Raw genomic sequence first — 15745 nt, 5'->3', positions numbered from 1 at the left:
CGGTGTGGCTACTGGTCCGCGTGGGTGCGCTGGGCCCAGAAGTTCTCGCGGTAGGCGTCGAAGACCGGGCTGTTGGTCACCGGTGTGCGGGGCGTGTCGTCGTACTTGAGGAGGGCCTCGTCGTTGTTGCTCAGGCCCGACAGGGTGTAGGGGTGGCTGCCCGTGAAGACGATCTTCTGGTCGGGAAGGCCCTTGTAGGTGCCTTCGACGAGGAGGTACTTCGAGTGGGTGGCGGTGCCGCCCGCGATCGTGTCGTCGTTGAGCTCGTGCAGGCTGATGCCGCCGTAACGGGTCGGCTTGGCCAGCTGGTCGTGGATCTGCGTGCCGGTGTTGTCGAGTTTGCGGTAGACGATGTCGACGTAGCACCCGGCGTCATCGAGTTCCCACAGCTTCTTCGCGACCTCGGGCCGGGTGATCTGGTGCATCGCGATGCGGATGACGGTACGGCCGTCGGCGGTGCCGTACCCGGCCGAATTGCCGTGGCAGGCGGGCTGGCCCGCCACCGGGTCGTCGACGGTGTTGAGGATGTTGAGGACCACATCGGCGGAGCGGGGGAAGAAGTACGCCTTCGCCGGTCCCGCCTGGGTGTCGTTCGGCAGGTCGGACACCTGGAGGGCGGGGTTCGCCTGAGCCGCCGCCAACTGGTTGAAGTAGGAGGCGTAGGCGTCGTGGAGCACCTCGTTCCCGGCGACGGTGAGGGCGTCGTTCCAGGCCTTCTCCCGGTCCCAGGTGGTCTGGTTCGCGGACGTCTGCACGACGACGTCGTCCACCGGGACGGTGGCCGTGGCGCTGCCGGTGGTCCGGGAGAACAGGTAGAACTTGTTGTGGTTGACGCTGGGGAAGGAGTCGTTCGGGTTCGGGTCCTTGGCCAGGCACGCCTGCCCCTGTGCGCACACGCGGACCCACGAGTTGCCCGAGGTCGCGGTCTTCCGGGCCAGCCCGTCGCGGAGCGCGACGTAGGCGGGGCCGCCCGCCTGACGCGCGGTGCTTTCGCTGTCCAGGATCACCTGGACGTTCACGCCCCGCAGGTGAGCCGCGTTCAGCCGCCCGACCAGCCAGTCCGACTCGAAGACGTACGAGGAGATCTTGATGTCGGATCCGGGCACGGCGCCGTCGATGAGACGGGATATGTGGCTGAATATCGTGTTCTGACCGGCCGGGTTGGTGGGGTCGTTGAACAGGGCACCCGTGGTGACCAGGGGTGCCGTCTGCGCCGATGCCACGGTGGCCGTGGCGGTTGCCGTGGCCGTTGCGGGGGCGGACGCGCCCATGAGGGAGAGTGCGGCTGTCGTGATGGCGATCGTCATCACGTTGATCTTCGTCATGTGGAAGACCCTAGCCTCGCCGCGATCCCGGATCAGCCCACGAGATCCGGTGCCCGCAGCATGGCGGCGGGGATGCCCCACGCGTCGACGAGGTCGACCGCGAGGGGACGCACCTTGCGGCACAGGTCGTTCACCTCGCGGCTGATCGCCTTGGAACGCTGGACGGTCAGCCGCCCGTGCTCCATGAACCAGGCCCGGTCCGCCTCGATCGTTGACAGGGCGAACAGGTCGCACAGGAGGGCGAGCGCCGTCTTCTCTCCCCCCTCGGGCAGTCCGCGCACCTTGTCGACGAAGGCCTCGGTCACCAGTCGCTCGACGTGTGCCCGCGCGACCGCGATGACGTGGTCCTGCACCTGCGAGAAGACGGCGCCCGGATCGCGCTTCTGGTCGATCCCGCGCTTGATCCGCCGGGCCAGGCCGGCCAGCATGTGCTCCTCACGGAAGCGGACCATGGCGAGCTGGTACTCCGAGTCGAGCAGACCGGCTTCCCGGTCCCACTCGTCGCCGCCGGGCAGCAGGTCCCTTACCCGTTCGAGCAGTTTGTGGGCCGACGTCCGCTCGATGACCGTCTCGACGGCGAGGCCGGTGACGTAGCGGACCATGCCGAGCTGGTCGAGGTCCTCGAACTCGCTCGCGTGATCGGTGAGCAGCCCCTTCGCCACGAGCTGGAGCAGGACGTGATTGTCGCCCTCGAAGGTGGTGAAGACGTCGCTGTCGCTCTTGAGGGCGGCGAACCGGTTGACGGCGAGATAGCCGGCGCCGCCGCACGCCTCGCGGCACTCCTGGACGACCCGGGTGGCGTGCCAGGTGCCGAGGGCCTTGATGCCCGCGGCCCGCGATTCGAGCCGGCGCCGCGCCTGCGCGTCGTCCTCGATGCCGGAGAAGACCTCGTGCAGCTGCGCGCGCACTTCGTCCTGCGCGAAGTGCAGGGCGTACGTCCGGGCGATGAGCGGGAGCAGGCGCCGCTGGTGCAGGCCGTAGTCGAGGAGCAGTTGCTCCTCGGTGTCCGGGACTGCCTCGAACTGACGTCGCCGTACGGCGTACTTCGTGGCGATCGACAGCGCGACCTTGGCGACGCTGATCCCGGCGCCCGCGACGCTGACCCGGCCCTGGACCAGGGTGCCGAGCATGGTGAAGAAGCGCCGGTTGGGGTTGTCGATCGCGCTCTCGTAGACGCCCTCGGGGGTCACGTCGGCGAACCTGTTGAGCAGTGCCTCGCGCGGCACCCGCACGCCGTCGAACCAGATGCGGCCGTTGTCCACACCGTTGAGCCCCATCTTGCGGCCGTCGTCCTCGATCCGGACGCCGGGGGCCGGTTCGCCGCCGACCCGGATCGGGACGACGAAGGCGTGCACGCCCTGGGAGCGGCCGTCCACCTCCAGCTGGGCGAAGACGACGGCCAGTTCGGCGTGGCGGGCCGCGTTGCCGATGTAGTCCTTGCGCGCGTGGTCGCCGGGCGTGGTGATGACGAACTCGCCGCTCGCGGTGTCGTACCTCGCGACGGTGCCGAGCGCCTGCACGTTGGAGCCGTGCCCCGTCTCGGTCATCGCGAAGCACCCCATGAGCTCCCCGGTGATCAGGTCCGGGAGGTGGGCGGCGTGGTGGCGCCCGGTGCCCAGGTGGAGGATCGCGCCGCCGAAGAGCCCGAACTGCACGCCGACCTTCACCAGGACCGACAGATCGCCGAAGGCCAGCGTCTCGAACGCGGCGATCGAGGCCCCGACGTCCCCGCCCCCGCCGTACTCGGCGGGAAAGCCCATGCCGGTCTGGCCCGTCGCGGCCATCTTGACGACGACGTCGCGCACCCGATCGCGAAACGCGTCGATGCCGAGCTCGTCGGCCTCTTCGAGGACGGAGGCGTACGTCGCCAGGTTGGTACGGACGAGGTCGCGGATCCCCGCGTACTCGCCGTCGAGCACCGCGGTCAGCGAAGGGACGTCGACATCGGGCTGTACGTAGCCGGTCGCGGGGGCGGAAGCGTTCTCGGGAGCCATGCCGCTCCGGTACCCCGCGACGGGACGATCAACCGGTGGTGCCAGCCATCGCCCCATGATCTGTACAAATGTATTGAACAGATGTATTGGGTATGTATGCGGCGTGTTCGATCATACGTTCAGAGCGCTTTGCCCTTATTGCACGGATATTGTGGGAAGCGTGATCGAGTCCGGACGGCCGAGGCTCCGTCGGCGCTACGGCCCGTGGAGGCTTGTCCGGCTGTCGCCGGTCATTCTGACCGTAGTGATCGCCAGCCTGGCCTACGCCACCCCGCCGGAGATGGCCTTCAGCCGCCTCCTGCCCGCGGCGCCTGCGCTGGCCGCCGCCATGTGGCCGGTTCTGCCCACCGTCCTCCTCGGGACGGTCTGCATTATCCTGATGGTCGGTCTCAGCCTCGTCTTCCCCGACCTGGGCACCTGGTGGACGGTCGCGGGGATCATCGCGGTCACCGTGGCCGCCGCGTACGGAAGCCATGTCCGGCTCCAGCGCGAGCGCACCCTCTTTCACGTGCGGCTCGTCGCCGACGCGGCGCAGCAGGTGGTGCTGAGCCCCATGCCGCGCCGCTTCAGGAACATCGAGATCGAGTCGCTGTACCTCGCGGCCGCGGCGGAGGCCCGCATCGGCGGGGACTTCTACGAGGTGGTCGACACGCCGTTCGGGGTCAGGCTGCTCATCGGTGACGTGCGCGGCAAGGGCCTGCCGGCGGTGGGAGCGGCCGCGGCGATCGTCAACGCCTTCAGGGAGGCGGCCTACGGTGAGATCGACATGGTCAACGTCGCGCGCAGGCTGGACGCCAGCAGCATGCGCTACAACGCCGCCTTTCCCCCCGAAGGGCCGATGGAGCGTTTCGCCACCGCCCTTCTCGCCGAGATCCCGCCCGGGGGCGGACGTATCAACATCCTGAACTGCGGACACCCCCCGCCGCTGCTCCTGAACCGCAGGGAACTCCGTGTCCTTGAGTCCGTGACCCCCTCCCCGCTGCTCAGCCTCGCGGAGCTGATCGGCGATCACTACAACGTCGACACCTTCGATTTCGCCCCCGGCGACCTGCTGCTCCTCTATACCGACGGGATCGCCGAGGCCCGCGCCCGCGACGGCGAGTTCTTCCCGCTGGCCGCCTGGATGCGACGACAGCCCCCGACGCCGCCCCGCGAGCTGCTCGCGGCCCTTCACCGCGACCTCGTCCGCTACAGCAGGGGACGCCTCGACGACGACATCGCGGCACTCGCCGTACGCCTGCGCGAGCCCTGAACCGAAGGGCGGCGCCGGCGGTCGGTAGCCCCCGCTCAGGCCGGCCGGGGTGTCTCCGGGCTGCCGAGGAGGCGGTCCACGAGGAGCGGATGAGCAGTCCGCCCTTCGGGGGTGCGGATGCTCGCGGCGCCCGCTTCGGCCCAGGCCCTCAGGTCGCCGCGCAGGGTTCCGGTGTCGGCCGGCGGCGAGTCCCGTTCGAGACGGGTGACGACCACGTCGGCCAGGAGCGCCTCCCGGCTGCCCCAGCGCCGGTAGATGCTGGTGTGGTTCACCCCGGCGCGCTGCGCGACCGCAGGGATGGTGAGGTCCACGCCGCCGGGGTCGGACAACAGGTCGATGACGGCTTGGTGGACGGCCGAGCGGACGTGCTCGGGGCTCGTGCGGAGGCGCTGGGCCGGTTGTTTCGAAGTCACCCACGCCATAAGCACATCGATTTGCTTATTGGCGCCCACGCGGTCTACGGCTGCGGGCGCACGCATAGATCTGTGCTTAAGGGTCGATCCTGATCATGCACAGCGGTTTCGGCGGCACCGCCGAGGAGCTCCGCTTCAGCGGAGCGCCGGCCACCGCGGAACGCGGGTACACCGTCCTGACCTTCGACGGCCCCGGGCAGCCCGGCCCCCGAACTCGACACCACGCTCGCGACCGCCGCCTGAAAGCCGGGCCGGAACGCCCGGCCTCCCGAAACCGTCCTACATTTCACACCGCACATCTGACATCCCACACCTCAAGAAGCAAGGAATCCCCGATGAGCCGCACCGGCATCGAAGCCGCCCTCAACGACCTGCTCTTCAACCGCGACATCACCCTGGAAGAGGCCGCCGAGCGCCACTTCACCTCCGGGTACCGCCAGCGCACGGACGGCGAGTGGGCCGACCGCGCCGAGTTCCTCGACCACATCAGCCACCTGCGGGAGATAGTCGCCAGCGGCACGGTCGAGGTCCACGACGAGCTGTACGACGGTGACAAGTACGCCGACCGGCACACCTGCCACATCACCAAGAACGACGGCAGCACCGTCACCATGGAGGTCTACCTCTTCGCCGACCTCGCCCCCGACGGCCGCTTCCACCGCATCGAGGAAACCACCCTGATGCTGAGCGGCTCCGACGCCGACCGCAACATCGGCAGCGCCCGCTGACGGGCATCCCCGTCAGGTACGAGGCGGTCCCGGTCCCCCCGACCCCTTACGACGAGGCGCCGGATCGTACGAGGGGAGGCTCCGGGACCCGCCGCCGGTGCGGCGGTTCGCCCGGGGGCCGGTGCTCGGCGGGGCGGTCCTTCGACAGCCGCGCGGTGAAACGGGGCCAGGCGATGAGGACGATGGGGTAGACGGCGTACCCGATGCGGGTGGCCGGGGACAGCGCTATCGCCAGGAGCAGGCCCAGCGCCAGCCGGTCGCCGGCGGCGACGACGGTCCGCGGCGGGCGGACCAGCAACGACGTCCCCACGCCCACGGCGCTCAGCGCGATGAGCGCCGTGGTCACGGCCTTGCCGTGCGGAAAGAGCAGAACGATGAGGTACCCGAGCAGGGGGCTCTGGGCGGAAGACGCCGTGGGACCGAGGCCCAGCGGGTAGAGGACGACGTTCTGGTAGAAGGCGCCGGGATCGACCAGCACCGCCGGCGTGATGGTCAGCGCGGCGAGCCCCGTGGCCGCCGCCGCGCACGTGAACGCGGGACGCTTCCCGCCGCGCACCGCCAGTACGGCGACGATCACCGGGATGGCCGGCCAGGCGGTCCACTTCAGGGCGGCGGCCACCCCCACGGCCAGGCCCGCGCGTCCGGCCCGGCCCCGCTGCGTGAAGGCCAGGGTCAGACAGAGCAACCCGATGACCGGCGGGTCCACGCCGCCGATGCCGAGGGGCAGCGCGACGACGGGGCAGGCGACCAGCCACAGGGCGCCCGTCGGCCCGGTGACGCCGCGCGAGATGCCCCTCGTACCGGTACCGAGGTCCCCGCCCCGGGTCAGCGCCCGCACGGCTCCCGCCACGGACGCGAGGAAGCCGGCGATGAACCACAAGCGGGCGCTGGCGAACGGGGTGTCACCGAACATCAGGTGCGGTATCCCGAAGACCGCCATGCCGGGAAGGTAGGGGTTGAAGTCCCGTACGGCGTGCGGCGCGGCGTGGTAGGGGGTTCCGCTGGAGAACAGCAGATCGGCCGCCCGTTCCACGACGCCGACCTCCATCTGCGCCTTGCCGATCACCGACAGGTACAGCAGGGGCAGGACCGCCGCACCGGTGACCGCGACCACGGCGGGGGAGCGGGCCCACGGCGTGGACGACCGCGCCGCGACCAGGGCCGCGCAGGCGTACCCCGCCGCGCCGATCAGGCCCCATGCCTGCTGCGAGGTGTGGGCGGGGGACGCCAGCCCCACCACGAGTGCCGACACCGCGCACACCAGCAGTACCGGCCGGTCCCACCGAGGTCCGCCGGAGGAGGGCTCCTGTTTTCGAGCAGCTTGCGGCATCAGACAGCAACCTTCGAAGGGGACTTGAGGACATGAGGGGGTACGGCGAGAGCGACCGGCAGGGTTGGACCGGAACTCACATGGCGGTGGCTCGCCCACGGCGCGGGGCGCCGCCGGTACGGCTCCTCAGCACGCGGAACGCGACGAAGACCAGCAGCGCGCCGATGGCGAGGGTGAGGGCGGTCGCGGTGAGCTGGAGCGGCCAGTAGTGGGAGAGGGGGTGGTAGTCGCGGTAGTAGCCGACCGTGTCGAGCCCGTCGTACGTGGCGCGGCAGTCGGGAAAGACGTCACCGCCGCAGTAGGGGTCCGGCAGCCGGGAGCCGGTGGAGGTGAGGATTCCCTGTTCGACCGTCAGCCCCCCGCCTGACGGAGCGCCCTGAGCCCGGCCGGTCACACGGGTGACGCTCGGCCACAGATGGGGCAGTGCCAGGTTGACGAGGATGAACGCGCCGGCCGTGGCGACGACGGAGGTGGCGAGGGCGGGCAGGGAGCGGTGCCACAGGAGACCGACCAGCACTCCGACGACGAGGCCCAGGAGGGCCAGGGCGACGGTGACGATCCCGCCCGCGTAGAAGGTCGGGAAGTCGGACCAGGACTTGGCGGTCCCGATGCGGCCCTCTCCGGCCGACCAGGCGAGGTGGTGCAGCGCGACCAGCAGACCGGTGCCGGCGGCGACGAGGGCGGCCGGGACGGCGAGCCTGACGGTGAGCCAGCGCACCGGGGAGACCGACTGGGTCCAGGTCAGCTGGGCGGTGCCCGCCTCCAGCTCCCTGCTGGTCAGCGTGGCACCGGCCCAGGCGGCGACGAGGAAGGGCGCGGTGAGGACGGCGAAGGTGGTGACGGAGTAGACGTCCTTGTAGCGAATGATCGACGGCTGGTCGTAGACGCAGGTCGACGCTCCGCCGCATGCGTCGTACTGCTCCCACGCCGCCCCGGCGGCGTCGGTGAGCGGGCCGCCCAGCCACAGCAGAGCGGCCGAGAACACGATCACGAGTCCCGCCCAGACACACAGCGCCGGGCGGTGCAGCCGCAGCAGCCACCGGGTCAGACGGGGCGGAGCGGAGGGATGCCGGGTGTTCGCGGCAGCGGTGGGGGCAAGGGCGGTCATGCGGTCGTCTCCTGGGACATGGCGGAGGCGGACATCGCCTCCTGGGGCGAAGCGGAGGCGGAAAGGGCGCCGAGGGTCAGCGGGGGCGCCGCCGGGTTGCGCAGGTGGGCGAGAACCAGGTCCTCCAAGGACAGTTCTCTGGTCTGCCAGCCGTCGGGCAGCGGCCCCGCGGGGCGGACGAGGGCGGTGACCTGGCGACCGGTGACACGGGATTCCACCGTGGTGTGCGGGGCCAGGTCGAAGTCGGCGGGGTCAGCGGCTCCGCGCGCGGGGCCGGTGATGAGGGTGTGCGCGGCGAGCAGGTCGTCGGTGTCGCCCGACAGACGCACACGGCCGTCGCCGATCAGCAGCAAGTGGTCGCAGGAGTCCTCCAGCTCGGCCATCACGTGTGAGGACATCACGATCGTGGTGCCGTACTGCGCGGCCGTGGCCATGAGGGTGCCCATCAGCTCGTGCCGGGCCAGCGGGTCGAGGGCGGCCATCGGCTCGTCCAGCAGCAGCAGTTCGGGCCGCTTGGCGAGGGCGAGGGCGAGCGCCACGCGGGTGCGCTGGCCGCCGGACAGCGAGCGGACACGCGCTCCGAGGTCCAGCTCGCCGCTCGCCACGACCCGCTCCGCGGTGGCCGCGTCCCAGCTGTCGGGGTTGAGGTCGGCGCCCATGCGGAGCGTCTCGGCGACGGTGAGCTGCGGATGCAGCGGCTTGTCCTGCGAGACGAAACCGACGCGGGCCCGGACATGGGCGGGGTGGCTGCCGAGCACCGTGACCGAACCCTCGCTGGGGGCGATCAGCCCCGCCGCCAGGGCGAGCAGCGTCGACTTGCCCGCACCGTTGGGCCCGACGAGCGCACAGACACGTCCGGCCGGCAGCTGGAAGGTGCAGTCACGCAGGGCCCACCCTCCGCGCCGCCGGAACGTTTTTGCCAGCCCTGTCGCCTCGATGGCAGTGCTCGTCATCGGTTTTCCTGTTCCTTTGCGGTGGAATCGAAGTGCTCGTCCAGTACGGCAGCGAAGAGCGCCGCCACGTCGTCCCGCTCCAGGCCGGCCGTCCGAGCGCGTGCCGCCCACTCGGCGAGCTCGCCCCTGAGCGGAGAGTCGGCCGGCGCGGCACCGAGCGACCGGCGCACGAAGGTGCCGAGCCCCCGCCGAGCCTCGACCAAGCCCTCCCGCTCCAGTTCCCGGTAGGCCTTGAGCACCGTGTTCGGGTTGACCGCCGTGGCCTCCACGACCTCCCGGGCGGCGGGAAGCTTGTCGCCCGGCTCCAGCAGGCCCATGCGCAGGGCCTGCTTGGTCTGCTGGACGATCTGCACATAGGTGGCGACCCCGCTGCGCCGGTCGATCCGGTATTCGATCATCCCGGCAAACACCCTTTCACTATTTGATTAGTGAATACTGGATCCAGAGGCGCGCCGATGTCAAGAAGAGCCCCGCCGCTCCGGCCTCCGGCCCCCCGGCCCCCCCCGGCCCCGGCCCCTCCGCGCCGCCGCTCGGCCCGGCCTTCGGCGGTCATGCGTGCGTTGGCGGCAGGACCGTGGTCCATCCCGACAGTCAAATGACCTACGCGGGTCGAGTGCACTCCCAGGCAAGATCACTATTGATCGGCAGGTCCTGCACGTGCCCGCTGAGCCGCCGTCCCACGGCGGTGCTCCGCACAGGTGCCCGGCCCCGGTCTCAGCACGGTACGGACAGGCAGGGGAGTTTCATCGTGACGGGTTCGATCCAGCGGGCACGCGGTGCCAGTGATGCCCTACAGGCGCTCGTCGACGCACTCGCGGCGGAGCTGGAACGGTCGGTGGTGCTCGACGACGACCTCGTCCGGATGATCTGCACGAGCCGTCACTACGGGGACGAGGACCCGGTCCGCATCCGCACCCTGCTGCAAGGCCTGGCCGACGCCGAGGTCATCCGGCACGTCCTGGCGCAGGGCGTGATGCGGTGGCCCCGGCCCGGATTCCTCGCGGGCAGGGACGACCTCGGCCTGCTGCCCCGCTACTGCGTGCCACTGCGCGAGCGCGGCCACCTGCTGGGCGTCCTCATGGTGGTCGCCCCGGACGGGCGGCTGACCGACACCGAGACCGCGGCCATCGAACGGGCCACCCGTGGTGTCGCGGCGCAGATGTACGCCGAGCAGGTGTCGGCCGAAGAGGCCTCCGGAGGCCAGGGCCGGCTGCTGGAGGGACTGCTCGGCTCCGACGGGGTGGAGCGGAGCACGGCGCGGGGGCTGCTGCTGGACCAGGGGCTGCTCCCCGACCGGGCTCACTGTGTCGTCAGTACGGTCCTGGTGGCGGCGCCCTCGATGCCTCCCGGGCAGGTCGCGGCGGCGCTGCGGGGCGCACTGGAGGCGCATGCGCACACGCGCACCGCGCGTGGCCTCCTGACGGTCGGGGCGGACCGGGCCGTCCTGCTCCAGACCTTCGAACGCGAGCCGTGTCCGGAGGAGCTCGCCGTCCAGTCGCGGCGCGTCCTCGGGGCGTTGGAGACCTTCCTCGGCGAGCGCGTGAACGCCGTGGTCGGCATCGGCGGCCGGCGGGCCGGGCTCGCGGCCGCATGGGTCTCCGCCGAGCAGTCACGGGTCGCCGCGCGGGCGGCGAGGCGGCTGGCACATCTGGAGCGGGTGGGCGACTGGGACGCACTGGGTGAGTTCGCCGTCCTGATGCAGCTCCCCGAGCACGCGCTGACCGAGTCCCTCGTCCCCAGGCCGCTGCGGCGGCTGCTGGACGATCCCGCCACCCAGCGGCTGGCGGAGACGCTGCTCTGCTTCCTGGAGAACGGCGGTTCGGCGCCCAAGACCGCCGAGGCCCTGAACCTGCACCGGACCTCGCTCTACTACCGGTTGCGCCAGATCCAGGAGATCACCGGACTGGACCTCGACAGCGGGGTCAACCGGCTGCTGCTCCACCTGGGCCTGCGGATCCGCGAACTGGTGGCCGGCTCCGAACCACTGCGCGTGTCCTGATGCGTACGCTCTGAGCTGCGGAGTTCCCCTCCCGTCCGACGCTTGCTACAGAGTGAGGAAGCGGGCCCGGACAATCCCTACGGCCGTCGGTGGTGCCGCCGGGGGCCCAGCACCAGACTTCTTCCAGAGGCACACCAGGGCCGCAAGCCCGCAGCCCGCGCGAGACCAGGCCCCGCCGCCGCCCAGACGGCCGCTTCGCGTTCCCCCACCTCTCGGAGCACCCCGCCGCGTTCAAGACCATCGGGGTCCTGTTCCTCGGCCACGTCCCATCCGGGCCCGCTCGCCCGGCCGCTCTCCCCTTCCCCGGATTGGAATCACCGTGATCCAGTTGGACACCACAGCCATGCCCGAAACCGGCCGACCGGCCGCCCGTGCCCGCTCGCAGGCGGGCGGAGGGCCGGCCCGCATAGACCTCTTGCCGCCGCCCCCGGGAGCCGGACGCGACGACCACCTGCACGTGGGCGTCTACCGCCAGGGAACCGCGCTCGTCCGGCGCCGTGGCGTGGACACCCCCCTGGAGCCGGGCGACCTGCTGATCAGCAGCGCCCCCCAGCCCTCGAACCTCCTGCACGCCGTGTCCAGCACCTTCCTCTGGTTCCGCGTCCCGCGTTTCTACCTTGCCCCCGCGCGCGGCGAACTCGCGCACCTGGGCGGCCTGCGTGCCCCGGGAAGCACCGGGATCGGCTCGCTGGCTTCCCGGTTCCTGCTGGAACTCGCCACCTGGGAGCGCGCCTCGGGCCTACCGCACCACCAACTCCCCGCCTTCCGCCACCGGCTCGCCCACAACGCCGCCGACCTGCTCTCCCTCCTCATCACCGATCTCCTGGAGAAGGAGACCGCACCTCACCCGGCCACCCGCGCCGAACTGCTGTCCCGGATCCGCCGCCACATCGACGCGAACCTGATGGACCCCGGCCTGTCACCGGAGAGAGTCGCCCGCGCCCACCACATCTCGGTGCGGTACCTGCACAGGCTGTTCCAGAAGGAGGGCGTGACGGTCGGCCAGTGGGTGCGGCGCCGACGGCTGGAGGAGTGCCGCCGGGAACTCGCCCGCACCCCCATCCGTACCAGCACCGTCGCGGCCGTGGCCCACCGATGGGGCTTCATCAGCGCCGCGCACTTCAGCCGGGTGTTCCGCGACGCCTTCGGCATCTCCCCGAGCCAGTGGCAGACCCACGCCTCGCGCCCGGGTCCCCAAGACCTCATGCCGTGACCGAAGAACCTCTGGACGCCGCCCCGCCCGGAAAGGCCCCGCCAATGCCGACCACCGTCCCGAGCGTCGTTCTCGTCCACGGCGGGTTCACCGACACCAGCAGCTGGATCGGTGTCGTCGCCGAACTCCAGCGCCACCGGATCCCGGTCCTCGCCGCCGCCACCCCGCTGCGGGGCCTGGCGTACGACTCGGCCTACCTCAGCGCCTTCCTCGACCGGATCGACGGCCCGGTGGTCCTGGTCGGCCACGCCTACGGAGGGGCCGTGATCACCGCGGCCGGGGCCGCGGCCAGGATCCTCGGCCTGGTCTACGTGTCCTCCTACCTCCCCGAGGCCGGGGAGAGCTACACGGACCTCCAGGACCGCTTCGCGCCCGCGCCGGCGGTCGCCTCCCTGCAACGCTCGCCGTGCCCCCGCGCCGACGACGGCCCGGGCACGGAGCTCACCATCCGCGCCGACGCCTACCCCGAAGTCTTCGCAGCCGACGTCGCGCCGGACCTCGCGGAGGTCCTGGCCGCGATCCAGCGCCCCATCGCCGAGAACACCCTCACCGACACCGCACCGGTCGCGGCCTGGCGCGGCAAGCCCACATGGGCGCTGATCACCGGCGCCGACCGGGCGATGCCCCCCGAGATCCAACGGTTCACCGCTCATCGCGCCGGAGCATCGGTCCAGGAGGCGGAGACCGCCTCCCACGCGATCACCCTCTCCCAGCCGGGCCTCGTAGCCGACCTCATCATCCAGGCCGTCCACGCGCTCCGCCCGGCGTGAGCGTCGGCGATGTGCCGCCCACCCACACAACCAAGAGGAAGAAGGAAGACTGTGGAGGACTTCACCACCGGTGACGGGGTCCGTCTCGCCTACCGTGACAGCGGCGGCGAGGGGACGCCCCTGCTCATGCTGCACGGATGGGGGCAGACCCAGGAGATGTTCCGCCACCAGTTCGAGGAGCTCTCCGCCGGGCGGCGCGTCGTAACGGTGGACCTGCGCGGCCAGGGCCGCTCCGCGAAACCGCACCACGGCTACCGCATCGCCCGGCTCTCCCGCGACGTCCTCGAACTCGTCGAGCACCTCGGCCTGTCCGCGTTCGACGCGCTGGGCTGGTCGATGGGCGCCTCGGTCTGGTGGAGCTTCATCGACCAGTACGGCACCGACCGCATCCGCCGGCTCGTCATCGTGGACCAGCCCGCCGCGGTCGCCGCGGTGCCCTGGATGACCGAGGCCGAACAGCGTGAGTCCGGCGCTATTTTCGACGTCACCGGGCTGCTCGACCTCGGCGCCGCCCTCGCCGGGCCCGACGGCCGCCGGGCCCGGCAGGACTTCGTGCGCTCGATGTTCACCGGCGACACCACCGACGCCGCCCTGCTCGCCTTCGTCGCCGACGAGATCGAGTCCACCCCCGCGTACGCGGGCGTCCCCCTGCTCTTCGACCACTGCGCGCAGGACTGGCGCGACGTACTGCCCCGCATCGACAGGCCCACCCTGGTCCTCGGCTGCGAGGGCAGCCACGTCGACCCGCACTCCCAGAGGTACATCGCCGAACGGATCCCGGCCGCCGAACTCCACGTCTTCCCCAGGGAGTCGGCCGGCTCGCACTTCCCGTTCCTGGAGAACCCCGACGAGTTCAACGCCGTCCTGGAAAAGTTCCTCACCCGCACCTGACGGCCTTGCCGGCAAGCGGGCGACCGGCGCATCGAAGCGGGCCCCGCGCCACCGGCGTACGGGCGCCTGCCCGCCCGCGCGGGGCGGACAGGCGCCGGACCCGCTACTTCCAGACCTGGTACAGACCCTGGTTGCCGGGCTCCGTGTAGAGGCTCGACCCGTTGGTGTCCAGGAAGTAGCCGGCCACCTGTCCGTCACCGCGGTGCTTGAGCTTCCAGCCGCTCGGCGTCCAGATCTCCTCCCACTGCTGCCACCAGTTGCCGTCCTGGCAGGTCTCCAGGTAGACGAGGGTGTTGTAGGAGGTCAGGCACACGTTCGTCCAGCCGCCGCTGTCGGTGGTCCGGGACGGGCGGTAGGTCCAGTACTTCCCGTTGGACGTCGCCCGCCACTGCGACACGTCGACGTTGCCCGACCTGCTGCATCCCCCCACCGCGACCTTGACGCCGCCGTTCCAGGTGTTCTCCCAGTTGAGGCACACGCCGGTCTGCGCGTTCTGCCAGCTGACGGTGCTCGCGGCCGTGGACGCGGACGCCGAGGTGGCGGTCGTCAGCGCCAGCAGCGGGGCGGCCACCGCCACCGCCGCGATCCGCGCGATCCCGTTCTTGTTCTGTTCCACCGTGTTTCCCCCTGAATGCGGGAGGAGCGCGAACCGCTCCCCGTGGCTTCGTGCGACCGAGCCTAGGAAAGAGCCGATCTCCGCAGTGTGCAGCCGGCGCAGGTTTCGTTGATGCTCAGCGCACGGAACTCGGTGGGGCTGACGCCGTACGCCTCACGGAACGCGCGGCTGAAGACCGCCGGCCCACTGAACCCCCAGCGGGCGGCGATGAGATGGACCGGCCGGCCCAAGGCGCCGGGCAGGGCCAGATCGGCGCGGCACCGCTCCAGGCGGCGTCGGCGGATCCGGCTGTGGACGCTCTCGTCATGGCCCTGGAAGAGCTGGTGGAGCTTGCGTACCGAGATGCCGTGGCGGGCGGCGATGACCGCGGGGTTCAGCTGCGGGTCACCGAGGTTGTGCTCGATGTACGTGTGGATCTGCTGTACCAGGGCCCGTTGGCGGACCTCGGCGGGGAGCTGCTCCTCGGTGTCGAGCCGCTGGGCCAGGCAGGCGGCGGCGAGGTCGGCGGCGACCGTGCCGAGCTGGCGCAGCTGCGTCGGCGTGCACTGGTCACCGTGGTCCACCAGGCTCGTCATGAAAGAGGCCAGGACCGGCGTCATCCCGCTCCCACCCGCGATGCGGCGCGCAAGGAGGCGGTCGAGCTGGCGGGGCCGTAACGGCAACACCGTGCGGGGCAGTTGGAGGATCACCAGCTGCTGCTCCCGGTCGTCGCCGGTCGGGGAACGGGCGTCGGAGGGCCGCGAAGTGTCCCAGAAGACGAGGTCGCCGACACCGGCACCGCAGTCGTTCCCGTGCTGCGTCAGCGACATGGCGCCCGCGCTCACCAAGGCCAGCTGGTACTGCTCCGGATCGCTCCGCCGGATCAGTGCGGGCGTGCGGCGCGAACGCAGCGGCGAGTAGGCCAGGCGCGACACCCGGAGCTCCCCGAGTTCCATCACCGCGGCCTCGGTATGGAAGGAGGCCGGCCGCTCGCTGCTGATCACGGTAGGCATCACCTCACGCGAGACGAGGTCGGAGAACCACTCGAACCGCTCTCCCGCGGGCAGACCGCCCGACGACACCGTCGACCACATTCCGATCCCCCTGTCATGGCTGAGGTACCCGCCCGTCCCCGCCGTCGGTCCGGCCTGGAGAATGCCACGCTATGAACTCT

At 71.1% G+C, this 15745-nt stretch carries 15 protein-coding genes; 6 read left to right on the top strand and 9 right to left on the bottom strand.

The genetic code is table 11. The annotated features are described in order from the left end of the window. Window positions 1–8: 8 nt before the first annotated feature. Together EES41_RS02375 and EES41_RS02370 are read right to left on the bottom strand one after the other, a co-directional pair. Entirely contained in the window at window positions 9–1325 is a 1317-nt protein-coding gene (locus EES41_RS02375) for a phospholipase D-like domain-containing protein (RefSeq protein WP_254211271.1), read from the bottom strand. Window positions 1326–1357: 32 nt separating this feature from the next. After that, window positions 1358–3319 (bottom strand): acyl-CoA dehydrogenase, encoded by a 1962-nt coding sequence (locus EES41_RS02370; protein WP_123075219.1) that lies wholly within the window; start codon window positions 3317–3319, stop codon window positions 1358–1360. A gap of 160 nt (window positions 3320–3479) precedes the next feature. Here EES41_RS02370 and EES41_RS02365 point away from each other — a divergent pair, with 160 nt between their 5' ends. Then, a complete protein-coding gene (locus EES41_RS02365; protein ID WP_123075217.1) occupies window positions 3480–4571 on the top strand; it encodes a PP2C family protein-serine/threonine phosphatase in 1092 nt (363 codons plus the stop codon). Between the two features lie 35 nt (window positions 4572–4606). Here EES41_RS02365 and EES41_RS02360 read toward each other — a convergent pair whose 3' ends face one another. Continuing rightward, on the bottom strand, window positions 4607–4984 hold the full coding sequence (locus tag EES41_RS02360) for a TetR/AcrR family transcriptional regulator (RefSeq protein ID WP_254211270.1): 378 nt from the start codon (window positions 4982–4984) through the stop codon (window positions 4607–4609). Between the two features lie 335 nt (window positions 4985–5319). Between EES41_RS02360 and EES41_RS02355 the strand changes: the two genes are divergently transcribed. Beyond that, window positions 5320–5712, top strand: a complete 393-nt coding sequence (locus tag EES41_RS02355; RefSeq protein WP_123082200.1) for a nuclear transport factor 2 family protein — start codon at window positions 5320–5322, stop codon at window positions 5710–5712. 46 nt (window positions 5713–5758) lie between these two features. On the opposite strand, the gene EES41_RS02350 is transcribed toward EES41_RS02355, so the two are convergent. From EES41_RS02350 to EES41_RS02335, 4 genes are all read right to left on the bottom strand, one after another. Further along, on the bottom strand, window positions 5759–6964 hold the full coding sequence (locus EES41_RS02350; RefSeq protein WP_254211269.1) for a glycosyltransferase 87 family protein: 1206 nt from the start codon (window positions 6962–6964) through the stop codon (window positions 5759–5761). A 154-nt stretch (window positions 6965–7118) separates the two neighbouring features. After that, a complete protein-coding gene (locus EES41_RS02345; protein WP_123075215.1) occupies window positions 7119–8150 on the bottom strand; it encodes an ABC transporter permease in 1032 nt (343 codons plus the stop codon). Next, window positions 8147–9103, bottom strand: coding sequence for an ABC transporter ATP-binding protein (locus tag EES41_RS02340; RefSeq protein WP_123075213.1), 957 nt, complete (start codon window positions 9101–9103; stop codon window positions 8147–8149). The genes EES41_RS02345 and EES41_RS02340 overlap by 4 nt, the downstream gene beginning before the upstream one ends. Next, window positions 9100–9501: a GntR family transcriptional regulator gene (locus tag EES41_RS02335; RefSeq protein WP_123075211.1), complete on the bottom strand. Its 402-nt coding sequence runs from the start codon at window positions 9499–9501 to the stop codon at window positions 9100–9102. Before EES41_RS02335 ends, EES41_RS02340 begins: the two co-directional genes overlap by 4 nt. 350 nt (window positions 9502–9851) lie before the next feature. Between EES41_RS02335 and EES41_RS02330 the strand changes: the two genes are divergently transcribed. The 4 genes from EES41_RS02330 (at window position 9852) to EES41_RS02315 (ending at window position 13976) form a co-directional block, all read left to right on the top strand. After that, window positions 9852–11102 (top strand): CdaR family transcriptional regulator, encoded by a 1251-nt coding sequence (locus EES41_RS02330; RefSeq protein ID WP_123075209.1) that lies wholly within the window; start codon window positions 9852–9854, stop codon window positions 11100–11102. Between the two features lie 328 nt (window positions 11103–11430). After that, complete coding sequence (locus tag EES41_RS02325; RefSeq protein WP_164495716.1) at window positions 11431–12315, top strand: helix-turn-helix domain-containing protein; 885 nt, start codon at window positions 11431–11433, stop codon at window positions 12313–12315. A gap of 44 nt (window positions 12316–12359) precedes the next feature. Then, on the top strand, window positions 12360–13085 hold the full coding sequence (locus EES41_RS02320) for an alpha/beta fold hydrolase (RefSeq protein WP_123075204.1): 726 nt from the start codon (window positions 12360–12362) through the stop codon (window positions 13083–13085). Window positions 13086–13136: 51 nt separating this feature from the next. Then, the gene (locus EES41_RS02315; RefSeq protein ID WP_254211268.1) at window positions 13137–13976 is read left to right on the top strand and encodes an alpha/beta fold hydrolase; all 840 of its coding nucleotides are present in this window, start codon (window positions 13137–13139) and stop codon (window positions 13974–13976) included. A 103-nt stretch (window positions 13977–14079) separates the two neighbouring features. Here EES41_RS02315 and EES41_RS02310 read toward each other — a convergent pair whose 3' ends face one another. Both EES41_RS02310 and EES41_RS02305 read right to left on the bottom strand, forming a co-directional pair. Further along, window positions 14080–14592 carry a hypothetical protein gene (locus EES41_RS02310; RefSeq protein ID WP_123075200.1) on the bottom strand — a complete coding sequence of 171 codons (513 nt, stop codon included), beginning with the start codon at window positions 14590–14592 and terminating at the stop codon, window positions 14080–14082. Between the two features lie 62 nt (window positions 14593–14654). Continuing rightward, complete coding sequence (locus tag EES41_RS02305; protein ID WP_123075198.1) at window positions 14655–15665, bottom strand: helix-turn-helix domain-containing protein; 1011 nt, start codon at window positions 15663–15665, stop codon at window positions 14655–14657. Window positions 15666–15745: the final 80 nt, after the last annotated feature.

The sequence above is a fragment of the Streptomyces sp. ADI95-16 genome (assembly GCF_003721495.1).
Lineage (GTDB): Bacteria > Actinomycetota > Actinomycetes > Streptomycetales > Streptomycetaceae > Streptomyces > Streptomyces goshikiensis.
This window is presented reverse-complemented; position numbering and strand designations above follow the sequence as displayed.